This is a genomic window from Sphingomonas zeicaulis (assembly GCF_050433225.1).
GTDB classification, from domain to species: domain Bacteria; phylum Pseudomonadota; class Alphaproteobacteria; order Sphingomonadales; family Sphingomonadaceae; genus Sphingomonas_D; species Sphingomonas_D zeicaulis.
On sequence record NZ_JBNPXQ010000008.1, the window covers coordinates 15,536 to 31,947 of the forward strand.

The window sequence follows — 16,412 nt, forward strand, 5'->3', positions numbered from 1 at the left end:
CCAAGTCCAAATCGGGCATGATCAATCCATATCTTGGCTTGATCCGAGGGTGCGGATCAAAGCCTTCCGGGGATCAGTGCAACTCGTGCATCGATCCATGCCGCATTGAGGTTGGCCTCCGGCGGCGAAGCGGCGCTATCGATTCATGGTCCGATCCGGCTCCAAGGCCGGGCAGCATAAGCGCAACGCGCACAGAAATAGGGGAGTGAGGCCATGAATGGCACGCGTCGACTGAAGAGGATCCTTGGCCTTTCGGGTGCGCTGGCGGCGATCGCCGCGGCGGCGCCGGCCTGGGCGCAGGACGATGCGGCAGCCGCATCGCCGGATGCCGCGGCCGACGCATCCTTGCCGCAGGAAGCCGCGCAGGACATCGTCGTCACCGGCTTCCGCGCCAGCCTCAACAGCGCGCTCAACCTCAAGCGCAACGAGACCGCGACGATCGACGCGATCAAGGCGGAGGACATCGCCGAATTCCCCGATCTCAACCTTGCGGAATCGCTGCAGCGCATCCCGGGCGTCGCGATCAGCCGCGTCAATGGCGAGGGCCGCAACATCTCCGTCCGCGGCCTCGGGCCCGAATATACGCGCGTCCGCATCAACGGCATGGAAGCGATCGGCACCACTGGCGGCACTGACAATTCGGGTGGCGTCAACCGCGGCCGCGGCTTCGATTTCAACATCTTCTCGTCGGATCTGTTCAACAACCTCTCGGTTCGCAAGACGGCAACGGCCGACGTGGAGGAAGGATCGCTGGGCGGCACGGTCGACCTCCAGACGTCGCGGCCGCTCGACTATCGCAAGCCCACCGCGGTGCTCTCCGCCGCGGCCAGCTACAATGATCTCAAGCAGAAGGTGACGCCGCGGCTGTCAGGCCTCGTCACCACCCAGACCGAGGATGGCACCTTCGGCGTGCTGCTGTCGGTCGCCTATGAGGAACGCCGGCTGATCGAGGAAGGTGCGAACATCACGCGCTGGACCTATGGCGGCTTCAACGGCGGCTTCAACCCGGCCTCGACATTGCCCGGCTATACGATCGGCCAGATCAACAACAACAATCCCGAAACCGCGCTCTTCCACCCGCGCATCCCCGGCCTCGTCAGCTACGATATCTCGCAGAAGCGCCTCGGCGGCGCCGGCTCGATCCAGTTCAAGCCCACCGACCGCACATTGGTGTCGATCGACGGCCTCTATTCACGGCTCGACGGCACCCGCAAGGAAGCGCAGCTCCAGGCGATCAGCTTCAGCCGCTCGGGCAGCGGCAAGCCGCAGACGATCATCCGCGACGGCGTGGTCGACGGGAACAACAACATCATCTCGGGCACCTTCGACCGCGTCGACCTGCGCTCGCAGGCCCGCTACGATATCCTCAAGACCGAATTCTACCAGCTCACCGGCTCGGTCGATCACGAGTTCAGCGATCGCTTCAAGATCGGCCTGATGGGCGGCTATGCCAAGTCGGACTTCACCAACCCGATCCAGACGACGGTGACGATCGACGCGATCAACACCCCCGGCTTCCAATATGATTTCTCGACACGCTTCCCGACGATCGCGCCGGGCGTGGACGTCACCAACCCCGCGACCTTCGCCTTCACCAGCGGCACATCCGAAGTGCGCATCCGTCCGCAGACGGTGACCAACGCCTTCACCACCGCCAAGGGCTTCGTCGAGTGGAAGGCTGCCGACGTGGTGACGCTCAAGGCCGGCGTCGACTGGCGCAAGTTCGAATATGACTCGACCGAGCGGCGCCGCCTGTCGGGCGAGACCGTGGTCTCCCCGCTCACCGGCGCGCAGCTTGCGAACATGACCACCTTGTTCGACGGCTTCGGCAAGGGGCTGAACGTGCCAGGCGGCACCCCGACCGCGTGGATCATCCCGGATCTCAACGCCTTCATCAACCAGGGCGGCATCTACACCGATCCGCTCTACGCGACCGGCGGCATCGAGAACGCCACCGCGCGCGGCTCCTACATCACGGTGACGGAGGAAGACACCGGCGCCTGGGGCATGGCGCAGTTCAACCTCGACAGCGTCGGCGTGCCGATCCGCGGCGACATCGGCCTGCGCTACGTCAATACCGATCAGGTCTCGACCGGCTATGCCAGCCAGGGCACGTCGATCAACCTCGTCCAGGCCGATCGCAGCTATGATCGCTGGCTGCCCTCGCTGAACCTCGTCGGCAACATCACCGAAGATCTGCAGGTGCGCTTCGCCGCCGCCAAGACCTTGGCCCGTGCCGGCATCTCCTCGCTCAGTCCTGGCGGCAACCTCAACGTCTCGGGCGGCAATCGCAGCTTCAGCACCGGCAATCCGGATCTGCAGCCGATCTCGTCCAAGAATCTCGACGTCTCGATCGAATGGTATCCCACGCCCGGCGCGATCTATGCGGTGTCCGGCTTCCGCAAGGATATCGGCACCTTCGTCCAGTCGCTCAGCGTGGGCGTGCCCTATGCCAGCCTCGGCCTGCCGGATTCGCTGCTCAACGGCACCACCGCTTCGCCCAGCGACATCTTCATCGTCAACCAGCCGGTCAATTCGTCGGGCGGCATCCTCAAGGGGTTCGAGGTCAACATCCAGCAGCCCTTCAGCTTCCTGCCGGGCTTCCTCGCCAATTTCGGCGTGCTGGCGAACTATACCTATGTCACCTCGAACATCGAATATCTCACCGCGGCGGACGGCAGCTCATCGGTCACCGCGCCGCTGGTCGGCCTCTCCAGGCACGCCGCCAACGGCACGCTCTATTATGAGACCAAGCGCTTCGCGATCCGCGGCTCGGTCGCCTACCGCTCCAAATATCTGACCGCAGTGCCGGGCACCGAGGGCAACGCCTATAACGGCACCAACCGCACCATCAATGTCGACGCGCAGATCAGCTACAACCTCACCGAGAAGCTCAAGCTCAGCATCGAGGGCATCAACCTGACCGATGAGGAGAACGACCAGTTCGTCGACGAGACCAACCGCCTGAGCGTGCTGACGCACAGCGGTCGACAGTTCAATTTCGGGGTCCGCTACGCCTTCTGATCTTCCCTGCTCCGGGCGTAGCACTCTGGCCAGCCGCTCTCCTCCCCGAGCGGCTGGCCATTTTCTCGTCCCAGAGGGGCGGGCGGATCAACGCCCCAGCGCGCCCTCGATGACCTTCACCTGCTCGGCCCATGCCTTCGTATCCGGCGCGATCAGTTCGACATGGCCGCTGCCCGCCACCGTGACCGACCGCACAGCCTGACCCTTCGCCTTGCGCTTTGCCGCATAGTCCGCCGCAAACGCCGGCGGCGCGATCGTGTCGCGCTCGCCATTGACCTGCACCTCGTCGACGCCGGAGGCCGGCATCGCGGGCGGCGAGGTATCGGCATAAACGTCTGTTCGCGCCGCCGACGCAGTCCCCGCCATCGCCACCGCGCCCTCGGTGCCGCAGCCATGATCGGGCAGGCCGGCGATCATCTTGAGGTCGGGAATGCCGCCTTGGCTGATCACGGTGCGCGCGCGGAAGGGCGCTGTTGCGTGGAACGGGCTGGTCGCAGGCAGCGCCGGCCGTGCCGCCAGCCATAGCGCCAGATGTCCGCCCGCCGAATGGCCGATGACGACCGCCTGATCGGTGGCGAGCCCGAGCTTCGGCCCATCGCGCACCAGCAGGTCCGCCGCCGCCGCGACATCCTCGAATGTCCCCGGATAGCCGCCGCCCGGCCGGTCCACCCCACGATATTCGACATTCCACACCGCGATCCCACGCTTGGCGAGGTCGTCGGCGATCCAGTTCATGATGCTGCGGTCGGCGACGTCGGTCAGCCAGCAGCCGCCATGAATCATCAGCACCACCGGGTGCGGCGCCTTGCCGGCAGGCAGCCACAGGTCGACGACCTGCAGTGCATCCGTGCCATAGGCGATCGTTCGACTCGGCTTCGGCTGCGGCCGGTCGAGCAGGTCTGGCCACGCCATCAACGCGGCGCGTTCGGCAGGCGCGGAACAGGCGGTGGAAAGCGGAGCGGTCATGGCGGCGATCATCATCAGCAGGCGGGCGGTGCGCATCGGCGGATGCTAGGCGATGGCGCGGATGCTGGCGAGCGGCTATGCGCGGGGCGGGAGGGGCCAATGGCAGACATCGCGAAAATCGTCGCCGACATTGCGGCGGAAATGGCGGCAGCGCCGGATCGCGGCAAGGTGGCCGACTATATCCCTGCCCTCGCGCGCGTCGATATTGGCCATTTCGGCATCGCGGTGATCCTGGCGGACGGCACTGTGCATATGGGCGGCGATGCCGAGACCGCCTTCTCGATCCAGTCGGTCTCCAAGGTGTTCATGCTGACGATGGCGCTCGGCCGCGTCGGCGATGCGCTGTGGCGGCGGGTGGGGCGCGAACCCTCCGGCTCGGCGTTCAACTCGATCGTCCAGCTTGAAAGCGAACAGGGCATTCCGCGCAACCCGTTCATCAACGCGGGCGCGATCGTGGTATCGGACATCGTCCTCCAGGGCAGCGACGTGCGCTCGGCAGCGGGTGACCTGCTGCGCTTCATGCGCTTCCTTTCGGATGACGACAGCATCGTGATCGACAAGGAGGTCGCCGAATCCGAAGCGCAGACCGGCTTTCGCAACTATGCGCTCGGCAATTACATCAAGGCGTTCGGCAATCTCCGCAACCCGGTCGAACAGACGCTCCAGCTCTATTTCAACCAGTGCGGCATCGCGATGAGCTGCCGCCAGCTCGCCGCCGCCGGCCGCTACCTGATGCTCGACGGTCGCCACCCCGCGACCGGCCAGCAGGTGGTGACGGCCAGGCGCGCGCGGCGGATCAACGCGGTGATGCTGACCTGCGGCCACTATGATGGCTCGGGCGAGTTCGCCTATCGCGTCGGCATTCCGGGCAAGTCCGGGGTCGGCGGCGGAATTCTGGCGGTCGTGCCGGGGGAGGCCTCGATCGCGGTCTGGTCCCCCGGCCTCAACGAGCGCGGCAATTCGCAACTCGGCAGCCTCGCGCTCGAACGGCTGTCGGAAGCGACCGGCTGGTCGATCTTCAATCCACGGCTCTAGGCGGGGTCAGCACCGCCCCTTCCGCCGCCGCGCCGCGTCCACCCGCCATGGCGCCGCATATTCGATCTCGGTCAGCTTACACATCGCCTGCACATAAAGGCGTCCGAAGGCACGCAATCCATCAGTGACGCTGTTGGTGAAGCTTTCATGGTGATCGGCCCAGAGCCGGCCGTCCAATTCGTCGCGCATGCCCATGTTCCTTGATTGATTGGGGTTGAAATCATCGTCCCGTGGGCATCGGAATACAGGCTGCTTGGATCATCCGCCAACAAAAGGCCTGGCGTGATCAAAAAGCGTGACTTATGATTAGGCCATGCGCCAGATCCCGCCGCTCGCTGCCGTCCGCGTGTTCGAGGCTGCCGCCCGCCTCGGCAACTTCACCCGCGCCGCCGAGGAACTCGGGATGACGCAGGCGGCAGTCAGCTATCAGGTGAAGCTGCTCGAGGAACGGCTGGGGCTCGGCCTGTTCCACCGCGTCCGCCGGCAGGTGGTGCTGACCGAGGCGGGCCAGCGCATCGCGCCGCTGGTATCGACTGCGTTCGATACGCTGGACGATGCCTTCGCCCGCGCCCGCACCGAGAATGAGGCGGTGCTGACGATCAGTTGCTCCAACACCTTCGCCTCCAACTGGCTGGCGGTGCGGCTCGGCGGCTTCCAGGTCGCGCGACCGGGGCTCGCGGTCAGGCTGCACACCGATGACAATGTCGTCGATTTCACGTCGTCCGACGTCGACGTCGCGATCCGCAACAGCCCCGCGCCCTGGCCGGGGCTGGTCAGTCATTTCCTGATGCGCGTGCCGATCGTGCCGCTCGCCAGTCCATCCTTCCTCGCCCGGCATCCGCCGATCGGCGAGCCGGCGGATGTGTTCCGCGTGCCGCGTCTCTCGCCCGACGATGTCTGGTGGACCGCCTGGGCGGAAGCGGTGGGCGTGTCGCCGGCGGCGGAGCGCAGCAGCGGGCTCCGGCTCGATTCGCAGATGATGGAAGGGCGCGCGGCCATCGCCGGGCAGGGCATCGCCATCCTCAACCCGGCACTGTGGCGCGCCGAACTGCGCGACGGGCTGCTGGTGCGTCCGCTGCCGGGCCTCGCCTATGGCCGGCGACATTATTGGCTCGTCTACCCCGAGGCCCTTCGCCACACGGCGAAGGTCCGCGCCTTTCGCGACTGGTTGATCGCCGAGGTCCGCGCCGAATTCGCCGACGATCCGGACCATGTGCTGGTGGAGCCGGACGGCACCTAGCGCATAACATCGGGGCTTGGCCCGGCATCGAACTCGGCTAGAACCCCGCTGAACGAGACGAGGGTGAGACGGGCATGGCGTCCAACCGGGGATCGATGCTGATCGGCGCGGCGATCGCGACCGGCGTATTGCTGCTGCTGGCAGGCGCAGCCATCGTCTGGCTGCTGCTCGCGCGGGATAAGGAGGGCCATGGCGTCGCAAGCACGGAGGTCGCCGCGACGCAGCCCGGGCCCGCCCCGGCAACGACGCCCGCCGGGAATGCGGTGAACATCGTCGAAACGCCGGAGGCGACGCCGACCATCGCCCCCACCTCGATACCGATCCCCAAGCCCACGCTCGCGCCGCCGCCAACGCCCACGTCGAGCCCTTCATCCAGCCTCTCCGCCAGCACCATTCCCGCCGGATCCTATGCCGGCACCTATTTGTGCGCGCAGGGCTGGACCAATGTAACGTTGGACTTCAACCCGCCTTCGGGCGGCAGCCAGCGTGCGCGGACACGCTTCGGCGGCAATGACGGGGTGCCGCGCGGATCCTATACGCTGACGGTCGAGCCGCAGGGGAATGGCCGCTTCTATCTGCGTCCGCTGCGTTGGGAACAGCGCCCGCCCGGCTTCGTCATGGTCGGGCTGACCGTGTCGGTCGATGGCCGGCGCATCACCGGCAAGGTCGATCCGCCCTGCGGCGCCGTTCGCGTCGAACGGGTGGGGTGAGCCTGCCCCTCGCCAGCGTGCCGCGGCGCTGCTATTCGCCGAAGCGATGACTGCCGATCCCAACGACCCCTTCGACGCCATCGTCGATGCGCCGTTCGATTCCGCCCTGTCCGAGCGCTACCTCGTCTACGCGATGTCGACGATCACCGCGCGGTCGCTGCCGGACGTGCGCGACGGGCTGAAACCGGTGCATCGCCGGCTGTTGTGGGCGATGCGGCTGCTGCGGCTCGATCCGGCGAGCGGCTACAAGAAATGTGCGCGCGTCGTCGGTGACGTGATCGGCAAATATCATCCGCATGGCGACCAGTCCGTCTACGACGCGATGGTCCGCCTCGCGCAGACCTTCTCGCTCCGCTACCCGCTGGTCGATGGCCAGGGCAATTTCGGCAATGTCGATGGCGATAATGCCGCGGCGATGCGCTACACCGAGGCGCGGCTGACCGCGGCGGCGACCGAGCTGATGGCAGGGCTCGACGAGGGCACGGTCGATTTCCGCCCGACCTACAATGGCGAGGAGGAAGAGCCGGAAATCTTCCCAGGCATCTTCCCCAACCTGCTCGCCAACGGCGCCAGCGGCATCGCGGTGGGCATGGCGACGAGCATTCCCCCGCACAATGTCGCCGAGATCGTCGGCGCTGCGACATTGCTGATCGATCAGCCCGAGGCGAGCGACGCGCAACTGCTGGACCATGTCACTGGGCCCGACTTCCCGACCGGCGGTGTCGTCGCCGACAGCAAGGCGGCGATTGCTGAGGCCTATGCCACCGGCCGCGGCGGTTTCCGCGTCCGCTCACGTTGGGAAAAGCAGGAGGAAGGGCGCGGCACCTGGACGATCGTCGTCTCCGAAATCCCCTACGGCGTTCAGAAGTCCAAACTGATCGAGCAGATCGCGGCGCTGGTGAACGAGAAGAAGCTGCCGATCCTCGCGGATGTGCGCGACGAATCGGACGAGCAGATCCGGCTGGTACTCGAACCGCGCAGCCGCACCGTCGATCCGGACGTGCTGATGGACAGCCTGTTCCGACTGACCGAGCTCGAAACGCGCGTGTCGCTGAACCTCAACGTGCTCGATGCCACGCGCACGCCACGGGTGATGAGCCTGCGCCAGGTGCTGCTCGCCTGGAATGCGCACCAGATCGAGGTGCTCGTCCGCCGCTCGCAGCACCGGCTCGCCAGGATCGACGACCGCATCGAACTGCTCGATGGCTATATCATCGCCTATCTCAACCTCGACCGGGTGATCGAGATCATCCGCACCGAGGATGAGCCCAAGCCGGTGATGATGGAGGAATTCCAGCTCAGCGACCGGCAGGCCGAGGCGATCCTCAACATGCGGCTGCGCTCGCTGCGCCGGCTGGAGGAAATGGAGCTCAAGCGCGAGCGCGACCAGCTTGCCGACGAGCGCAAGTCGCTGATCGCGCTGATCGACAGCCCCGCGCGCCAGCGTACGCGGCTGAAGCGCGATCTTGCCGGGTTGCTGGTGAAATATGGGCCGGAGACCGCGCTCGGCCGCCGCCGCACCTTGATCGAGGAAGCTGGCCCGGCGCGCGAAATCCCGCTGGAAGCGATGATCGAGCGCGAGCCGATCACTGTGATTCTTTCGCAGCGTGGCTGGATCCGCGCTATGAGCGGCCATCGCGATCTCGCCGCCGCGGATACGCTGAAGTTCAAGGAAGGCGACGGCCCGGCCTTCGCTTTCCATTCCTATACCACGGATAAATTGCTGCTCGCGCTCGACAACGGTCGCTTCTTCACCTTGGGAGGAGACAAGCTGCCCGGCGGCCGCGGCTTCGGCGAACCGGTCGGGCTGATGGTCGATCTCGATCAGGGGGCCGAGATCCTCAGTCTGCTGCCCGCCCGTCCGGACACGAAGCTGCTGCTCGCCGCATCGGATGGGCGTGGCTTCATTGCGCAGACCGGGGAAGTCATCGCCGAGACGCGCAAGGGCCGCCAGGTCGTCAATCTGAAGGACAAGGCGAAGCTCAAGATCGTGCGCTTCGTCCCCGCCGAGGCCGATTATGTCGCGGCGATCGGTGATAATCGTAAACTGGTCGTCTTCCCGCTTGATGAACTGCCCGAAATGACGCGCGGGCAGGGCGTCGCGCTGCAGCGGTATCGCGACGGCGGCCTCAGCGACGCCATCGCTTTCCGTTTTGCGGATGGGCTGAGCTGGACGATGGGGGGCGAGACCGGCCGGACGCGCACGGAAAGCGATCTCACCGCATGGCGGGTCGCGCGGGGTGCGGCAGGGCGGATGCCGCCCACCGGTTTCCCCCGATCGAACCGTTTTGACTGATATTTCCGTAACTAAGAAACGAAGAATTTACATTTTTCGGAGCAAGCTGGGCCCTGATGCGTGCTCCCAGCCCGAATGCGCCTTTGCCGGCGAAGGATGTTATTGTGCCCGCCGTTTCGGAGGCTGGCGTGGTCATGCTGTTGGGGCCGGATAGGATCGAGGCTTGGCTTGAAGCGCTGCCAATCCCGGCTGCGGTGGTCGAACTCGCCGAGGGGCGCCTCTCCGAGGCGGCGTCCAACGCGCTGTTTCGGGGTGTCAGCGAGGGCGGGCGCGGATCGCTTTTCGATCCGGCGCGGCTCGGCGATCGCGTGCGCGCCTTCCTGGACTCGTCCGATCCGATCAGCCAGTTCGGCTGGCTCGACGATCGCGGTACCGATCGCCGCCATTATCGCGTGCGGTTCGCGCGGCTGGTCGATGGCGGCAGGGCCGATGTCCCGCCCGCATTGGTTTCGCTGGTCGATCGCACCATCGAGGCGGAAACCGCGGTCCATCGACGCGGCGACATGATGCGCGATAAGCTGACCGGACTGCTCAACCGCGCCGGTTTCGCCGAAGCCGTGTCGCTGCTCCAGCGTGAGGACCGCGCCGGCGACCTTGCGGTGCTGGTGGTTGATCTCAGCCGGTTCAGTCGCATCAATGTCTGCATGGGCGCCGATATCGGCGACGCGCTGATCGTCATGGTCGGCAAGCGACTGCGCGGCGCATTGCGCGCCTATGATCAACTCGCGCGGATCGGCGGCGACGAGTTCGCGATCCTGCTCCACCTCATCGACGGCCCGGGCGACGCCTTGCACGTCGCCCGACGCATCGAGGAGATCCTCGCCGAGCCGTTCAGCCTCTCCGACTTCGAGATTCGCGTCGATTGCGCCATCGGCGTCGCGATCTCGACCGAATCTAATGAGGAGGATGAGGATATCGTCCGCCATGCGCAATTCGCCCTGCGCCGGGCCAAGGAAACGGGGCGCGTCGAGGTCTACCTGAACCGCGCCTTCACCGAAGCGCGGCGGCGCTTCAGCATCGAGACCGAACTGCGCCGCGCGATCGAGAATGACAAACTGCACCTCGCCTTCCAGCCGATCGTCGGCCTGAACGAGGATCGGCTGGTCGGTTTCGAGGCACTCGCGCGTTGGCGCACCGAGGCGGGGGAGGACATCCCGCCGAGCGATTTCATTCCAGTGGCCGAGGAATCAGGGCTTATCATTCCGCTTGGGCGCTGGGCGCTCGAGGCGGCCGGCCGCACGCTCGCCCGGTGGGAGGCGGAAGCCGGGCGGGTGTTGCCGCTGTCACTCAGCGTCAATCTCTCCGCGATCCAACTCATCCGTGACGATGTGCCACGCCAGCTTGACGAGGTGTTGCGTCGGCACGGGTTGAGCGGTCACCGCTTCACGCTGGAACTGACCGAAAGCGCGGTCGTCGACGATCCCGATCGGGCTGCACGCGTAATGGGCGCGCTGAAGGATCTCGATGCACGGCTGGCGATGGACGATTTCGGCACGGGCTATTCCAACCTCGCCCTGCTGCAGAGCCTGCCCGTCGACGTCCTCAAGATCGATCGCAGCTTCGTGACGACGATGCTGGCCGATCGCGACAAGGTGGCGATCGTGCGCGCGGTGCTCAGCCTTGCGCATGCGCTGGGGATGGAAACGACCGCGGAAGGCATCGAGACGGTCGAACTGTCGCAGACGCTGGCCGCGCTCGGCTGCACCTATGGCCAAGGCTTCCTGTACGCACCGCCGCTGGATTCGGCCGCGGCCCTGGACTTCTGGCGCCGCCGCCGGCGCTGATTCGCATCCGCGCATGTGCGGCGTACCGGCGTTGCATGCATAAATCCTGCCAAACCCGGTTTGCTTGATCGCCGCGTCGCGATACATGGCGGCAGAGCGTGGAAAGGACTGCCATGAACGATGTCGTCACGATGGAGCCGCCGATCGCGCCGCCGGTGCCCGACATGGTTGCGCGCGGACTTTCGGTCGTCTCGATCGCCAAATCCTATGAAAAGCGCACGGTGCTGGCCGATGTGTCGCTGTCGGTCGCGCGCGGCGAGGTGGTCGGTCTGCTCGGCCCTAACGGCGCGGGCAAGACGACCTGCTTCTATTCGATCATGGGCCTGGTGCGCCCCGATGCCGGCCGCATCATGCTGGATGGGGACGATATCACCGGCCTGCCGATGTATCGTCGCGCGATTCTGGGCCTGGGCTATCTGCCGCAGGAAACCTCGATCTTCCGCGGCATGAGCGTCGCGCAGAACATCTCGGCGGTGCTCGAACTGGCCGAGCCCGACAGGACGGCGCGCGCCGCGCGGCTGGAAACCTTGCTCGAGGAGTTCGGCCTCACCCGCCTGCGCGACTCGCCGGCGATGGCGCTGTCGGGGGGGGAGCGGCGGCGTTGCGAAATTGCGCGCGCGCTGGCGGCCGACCCATCCATCATGCTGCTCGACGAGCCGTTCGCCGGCATCGATCCGCTGTCGATCGCCGACATTCGCGATCTCATCAAGGAATTGAAGAAGCGCGACATCGGCGTGCTGATCACCGATCACAACGTCCGCGAAACGCTGGATATCGTCGATCGCGCCTGCATCATCTATGATGGCCGGGTGCTGTTCGCCGGCAGCCCGCGCGATCTCGTTGCCGATCCGAACGTGCGCCGGCTTTATCTCGGCGAGGGCTTCGAACTCTAGGAACCACTCCGATGGCGCTCGGACCTCGCCTCGATCTCAGGCAGAGCCAGTCGCTGGTGATGACGCCGCAGTTGCAGCAGGCGATTCGCCTGCTGACGCTGTCCAACCTCGAGATCGAAAGCTTCATCGCCGAGGAAATCGAAAAGAACCCGCTGCTGGAGTCCGGCGGCGGGGGCGATGACGAGCGCGGGGCCGACCGTGGCGGCGGCGATAATGGTGATGGCGATTTTGGCGATTCGGGCGAGTCCGACGGGTTCGACGCGCCCGATCCCGTCACGGCCGATCGGCTGATCGCCGGCGGCGATGCCGGCAATGATAATCCGCTCGACGTGGACTATGCCGTCGAGACCTTCCACCATGACAGCGCGATCGACAGCATGGTTGACCGCCCGATGGCCGATGGCCCGGGCATGGATGGCGGGCTCGGTCTCGATGGCGTCGGCGGCGGTGCTGCCATGCCGGAGGATGGGCCGGACTTCGATGCCATGGCGGCGGATGCGCCGTCGCTCCACGATCACCTGCTGGCGCAGGCGGGCGCGGAGCTTTCGGGGCTCGGCCTGCTGATCGGCGAACAGATCATCGATCAGATCGACGAGGCCGGCTATCTTGCCGCGCCGCTCGCTGAGATCGCCGACCGACTGGGCGTGTCGATGGCGGAGGCCGAAGCTGTGCTGGCGGTCATCCAGGGTTTCGATCCCACCGGCGTCGGCGCGCGCTCGCTCGCCGAATGCATCGCGCTGCAGGCGCGCGAGGCCGATCGCTATGATCCGGCGATGGCGCGGCTGATCGACAATCTCGACATGCTTGCGCAGGGCAAGATCGCCCAGCTGCGCCGGATGACCGGCGTCGACGAGGAAGACATGGCGGACATGATCCGCGAATTGCGTGGCTATGATCCCAAGCCTGGGCTGCGCTTCGGCGGCGAACGCGCGCAGGTGGTCGTGCCGGATCTGTTCGTCGCGCGCCGCCCCGGCGGCTGGGCGGTGGAGATCAATGCGGCGACTCTGCCGCGGCTGCTCGTCAACCGCAGCTATTATGTCGAGCTTTCGTCGGGCAAGCAGGATCGCGACTCGCGCGCGTGGCTGGCGGACAAGCTGGCGAGCGCGAACTGGCTGGTGAAGGCGCTCGATCAGCGCCAGCGCACGATCATCAAGGTGGCGACCGAACTGGTCACCCATCAGGAGGCCTTTTTCCTGAGGGGCGTCGCGCATCTGAAGCCGCTGACCCTGAAGACGATCGCCGATGCCATCGGCATGCACGAATCGACCGTCAGCCGCGTCACCAGCAACAAATATCTGAGCTGCGCGCGCGGGCTGTTCGAGCTGAAATATTTCTTCACCAGCGCGATCCAGGCGGCCGATGGCGGCGATGCGGTGTCGGCGGAGGCGGTGAAGAGCCAGATCAAGGCGCTGATCACCGCGGAGGATCCAGCCAAGATCCTGTCGGACGATACGCTGGTCGATCTGCTGCGCGCCAAGGGCTTCGACATCGCGCGGCGCACCGTCGCCAAGTATCGCGAGGCGATGGGCATCGGTTCTTCGGTGCAGCGCCGGCGCCAGAAGGCGCTGGGTTCGCGGGCCGCCTGAGGGGTGTGCAGATTCAGCGCCTTCGGCCTTGAAGAATCGCTGATCCGCTGCTAGGTGCGCCGCTTCCGCCGCGGATGCCCTGCTTCGCGGCACCAAATTTGCACGCATAGCGATCGTGTCGTCCGGCCCTTCGGGTGGATGTTGCGGCGCCACGAGAGACTGGAGACTGACGGTTTATGCAAATCATCGTTCGCGACAATAACGTCGACCAGGCGCTGCGCGCCCTGAAGAAGAAGCTGCAGCGTGAGGGCGTCTATCGCGAGATGAAGCTCCGTCGCCACTACGAGAAGCCCTCGGAAAAGCGCGCCCGTGAGCGTGCGGCGGCGATCCGCCGCGCGCGCAAGCTGGAGCGCAAGCGCGCCGAGCGCGACGGCGTCAAGTAAGATGCCCATCGGGCCGCTTCGGCGGCCCGATTGCTTTTCGCCGGTGATTCTCTAGACCGGCGCGGTCCACTGCCCGCGAGGTTGCTTCATGTCGTCCGTCACCGCCGTTCCGCTCCGTCCGATCACCAAGGGTTCGCTGACGAAGCTGTGGGTCGGTGTGGCGGCGCTGGTGCTGGCCGCGGGTGGCCTCGCCTATGTGGGCACGACCGCCTACGCGCCGAGCGAAACCGGCACGCCGGAGCAGTTCCTCGCGTGGAACGCCGGTCAGGACGGCGTGGTGACCACCGCCTCGGGCCTGCAGTACAAGATCCTCAAGCCCGGCAGTGGCCCGACGCCGACCGACGAGGATGTCGTCACCATCGCCTATAAAGGCTCGCTGCGTGACGGCACCGTCTTCGATCAGGCGCCGAGCATCCAGCTTCCCGTCGCGCAGATGGTACCGGGCTTCTCCGAAGCGCTGAAGCTGATGCCGCGCGGTTCGAAATTCCAGCTCTGGCTGCCGCCGAAGCTCGGCTATGGCGAACAGTCGCCGTCGCCGCAGATCCCGGCCAACTCGGTCCTCGTCTTCGAGGTCGACATGCTCCAGTTCGCCAGCATCGCCGAACTGCGCCAGCAGATGATGATGGGCGGCGCCGGTGGCGCCGGCGGCGCGCCCGACATGGGCGGCGCCGGCATGGATCCGCACGCGGGGCAGTAAGCCCCGCGGCATCCGCCACACTCCCCCTCCGTTCGCCCCCAGCGAAGTCGAGGGGTGGTTCGAGCGCAGCCGAGAATCGAGACCCCCCCCGGGTTTTTGGAAGTGGGGCCTCAAACCCGCCGGAACAGCGCTCCCGCCGCCCAGCCCAGCGCCAGCGACAGCGCCACCGCAACCAGTCCATAGACGAACGACCACCGGTCCGCCGCCTCGGCGACGAAGCGTTCGAACCCCGATTTCCGGATCTCGATCGGCCGCACCGCGGCGGCCAGCACCTTGCCGTCCTGGATCAGGAAGGTCTCGGCGGTGAAGGTTCCCACCGGCACCCGCGCGGGGATGCGCAGCCGGGCGCGATAGAGCACGTCGTCGGTAATCTCGACCTCGCCCACCACCTCGCCGTAAAGGCCCACGCGCTTGTTGAGGTCGACCAGCCCGGCGGCGAAGCGGCGCTGCTCGTCGGTAGGCCGCGCGCTGGCGGGGGAGAGCTGGAGATTGTCCAGCCCCAGCTCGTAGATCGCGGCGGTGCGCTCATCGACGAGCGCCTTGATCGGGCGGGATGCGGCGACCGCATAGAAACTGGGGGCGGATCGGAAGCGGGCGCTGTCCGCGTTCATCCAGATGCCGGCGATCTTTTGCTTCTCGCGCACGATTACGGATTCGGTTGGGCCCTTGAGCACCACAACGATGTCCGCGCGCTTTTCCGGCGCGCGCCCGCCAGGATAGATGATCGCGCCGAACAGCAGCAGTTCGGCGCCGGTGAAGCTGTAGCGGATCTCCACGTCCCGCTGCGACACGTCCGGCACCAGCCGCGGCTTTTCCTGCGCCATCAGCAGCGGTGCTGCGAGCGCGATCAGCCCCAGGCCGTGCAGCCGGCTCACCATGGTTGGACCGTGTAGATCTCGTCGGGGCGCCAGCCGAGCCCCAGCGCCATGCGCAGCGCAACCGCAAGGACGATGAAGGCGAGCAGGAAGCGCAGATATTCGGGCTTCAGCTTCTGCGCGAGCCGCGCGCCGAGCTGCGCGCCTGTGACGCTGCCGATCAGCAGCAGCGCGGCGAGCACGATATCGACCGATTTGGTGGTAGAGGCGTGGACCATCGTGGCCGCCGCGGTCACGAACAGGATCTGGAACAGCGATGTGCCGACCACCACCTGCGTCGCCATGCCAAGCAGGTAGATCATTGCCGGCACCATCACGAAGCCGCCGCCGACGCCCAGCAGGATCGTCAGCACGCCGGTGGCGAAGCCCAGCAACAGCGGCGCGAGCGGCGAGATGTAGAGGCCGGAGCGGTAGAAGCGCCAGCGCAGCGGCAGTGCGGCGACCAGCGGGTGGTGGCGCCGTGTGCGCGCCGGCAGCGCTTCGCCGCGGCGGGCGGCGCGGATGCTCACCCAGCTTTCCTTGGCCATCAGCCAGCCGACGCTGCCCAGCAGCAGCACATAAAGGATGCCGATCACCGTATCGATCTGGCCGGTCGTCTGCAGCTCGCGGAAGATGAAGGCGCCCGCAAGCGATCCGACGATACCGCCGGCGACCAGCACCAGCCCCATATGCACGTCGACGCCGCCACGGCGGTAATGCGCGAGCGCGCCGGAGACGCTGGCGCCGGTCACCTGCGTCGCGGCTGAGGCCGCAGCGACCGTGGGCGGGATGCCGTAGAAGATCAGCAGCGGCGTCGTCAGGAATCCGCCGCCGACCCCGAACATGCCGGACAACAGCCCGACCAGCCCGCCCAACGAGATGATGACGAGCGCATTTACCGACAGATTGGCGATCGGAAGATACAGATCCATGGCCAGGGTCAC

14 protein-coding genes are annotated in these 16,412 nt (G+C 66.4%); 10 read left to right on the top strand and 4 right to left on the bottom strand.

Annotated elements, in window-relative coordinates:
• Nucleotides 1-213: 213 nt before the first annotated feature.
• Nucleotides 214-3,024 (top strand): TonB-dependent receptor, encoded by a 2,811-nt coding sequence (locus FHS96_RS22050; protein ID WP_429596956.1) that lies wholly within the window; start codon nucleotides 214-216, stop codon nucleotides 3,022-3,024.
• An 87-nt stretch (nucleotides 3,025-3,111) separates the two neighbouring features.
• Here the strand turns inward: FHS96_RS22050 and FHS96_RS22055 are convergent, their stop codons facing one another.
• Nucleotides 3,112-4,026 carry an alpha/beta hydrolase family protein gene (locus FHS96_RS22055; protein ID WP_429596960.1) on the bottom strand — a complete coding sequence of 305 codons (915 nt, stop codon included), beginning with the start codon at nucleotides 4,024-4,026 and terminating at the stop codon, nucleotides 3,112-3,114.
• 63 nt (nucleotides 4,027-4,089) lie between these two features.
• Here FHS96_RS22055 and FHS96_RS22060 point away from each other — a divergent pair, with 63 nt between their 5' ends.
• Nucleotides 4,090-5,025: a glutaminase gene (locus tag FHS96_RS22060; protein WP_429596963.1), complete on the top strand. Its 936-nt coding sequence runs from the start codon at nucleotides 4,090-4,092 to the stop codon at nucleotides 5,023-5,025.
• Nucleotides 5,026-5,031: 6 nt separating this feature from the next.
• Here FHS96_RS22060 and FHS96_RS22065 read toward each other — a convergent pair whose 3' ends face one another.
• Nucleotides 5,032-5,214, bottom strand: coding sequence for a hypothetical protein (locus tag FHS96_RS22065; protein ID WP_429596966.1), 183 nt, complete (start codon nucleotides 5,212-5,214; stop codon nucleotides 5,032-5,034).
• 124 nt (nucleotides 5,215-5,338) lie between these two features.
• Here FHS96_RS22065 and FHS96_RS22070 point away from each other — a divergent pair, with 124 nt between their 5' ends.
• The 8 genes from FHS96_RS22070 to FHS96_RS22105 all read left to right on the top strand — a co-directional run bounded on the left by FHS96_RS22070 (nucleotide 5,339) and on the right by FHS96_RS22105 (nucleotide 14,614).
• Nucleotides 5,339-6,265 carry a LysR substrate-binding domain-containing protein gene (locus tag FHS96_RS22070; protein ID WP_429596969.1) on the top strand — a complete coding sequence of 309 codons (927 nt, stop codon included), beginning with the start codon at nucleotides 5,339-5,341 and terminating at the stop codon, nucleotides 6,263-6,265.
• Between the two features lie 74 nt (nucleotides 6,266-6,339).
• The gene (locus FHS96_RS22075) at nucleotides 6,340-6,975 is read left to right on the top strand and encodes a hypothetical protein (protein WP_429596972.1); all 636 of its coding nucleotides are present in this window, start codon (nucleotides 6,340-6,342) and stop codon (nucleotides 6,973-6,975) included.
• A gap of 46 nt (nucleotides 6,976-7,021) precedes the next feature.
• Entirely contained in the window at nucleotides 7,022-9,271 is a 2,250-nt protein-coding gene (parC, locus tag FHS96_RS22080) for a DNA topoisomerase IV subunit A (protein WP_429597840.1), read from the top strand.
• A 104-nt stretch (nucleotides 9,272-9,375) separates the two neighbouring features.
• Nucleotides 9,376-11,055, top strand: a complete 1,680-nt coding sequence (locus FHS96_RS22085) for a putative bifunctional diguanylate cyclase/phosphodiesterase (RefSeq protein ID WP_429596975.1) — start codon at nucleotides 9,376-9,378, stop codon at nucleotides 11,053-11,055.
• 113 nt (nucleotides 11,056-11,168) lie between these two features.
• Nucleotides 11,169-11,948, top strand: coding sequence for an LPS export ABC transporter ATP-binding protein (lptB, locus tag FHS96_RS22090; RefSeq protein ID WP_429596978.1), 780 nt, complete (start codon nucleotides 11,169-11,171; stop codon nucleotides 11,946-11,948).
• An 11-nt stretch (nucleotides 11,949-11,959) separates the two neighbouring features.
• Nucleotides 11,960-13,534 carry an RNA polymerase factor sigma-54 gene (gene rpoN, locus FHS96_RS22095; protein ID WP_429596981.1) on the top strand — a complete coding sequence of 525 codons (1,575 nt, stop codon included), beginning with the start codon at nucleotides 11,960-11,962 and terminating at the stop codon, nucleotides 13,532-13,534.
• A gap of 176 nt (nucleotides 13,535-13,710) precedes the next feature.
• Nucleotides 13,711-13,917, top strand: a complete 207-nt coding sequence (rpsU, locus tag FHS96_RS22100; RefSeq protein WP_025295445.1) for a 30S ribosomal protein S21 — start codon at nucleotides 13,711-13,713, stop codon at nucleotides 13,915-13,917.
• Nucleotides 13,918-14,005: 88 nt separating this feature from the next.
• The gene (locus FHS96_RS22105) at nucleotides 14,006-14,614 is read left to right on the top strand and encodes an FKBP-type peptidyl-prolyl cis-trans isomerase (protein WP_429596985.1); all 609 of its coding nucleotides are present in this window, start codon (nucleotides 14,006-14,008) and stop codon (nucleotides 14,612-14,614) included.
• 110 nt (nucleotides 14,615-14,724) lie between these two features.
• Here FHS96_RS22105 and FHS96_RS22110 read toward each other — a convergent pair whose 3' ends face one another.
• Nucleotides 14,725-15,492 (bottom strand): TIGR02186 family protein, encoded by a 768-nt coding sequence (locus FHS96_RS22110; protein WP_429596988.1) that lies wholly within the window; start codon nucleotides 15,490-15,492, stop codon nucleotides 14,725-14,727.
• On the bottom strand, nucleotides 15,486-16,400 hold the full coding sequence (locus FHS96_RS22115; protein WP_429596991.1) for a sulfite exporter TauE/SafE family protein: 915 nt from the start codon (nucleotides 16,398-16,400) through the stop codon (nucleotides 15,486-15,488). The genes FHS96_RS22110 and FHS96_RS22115 overlap by 7 nt, the downstream gene beginning before the upstream one ends.
• Nucleotides 16,401-16,412 lie beyond the last annotated feature (12 nt).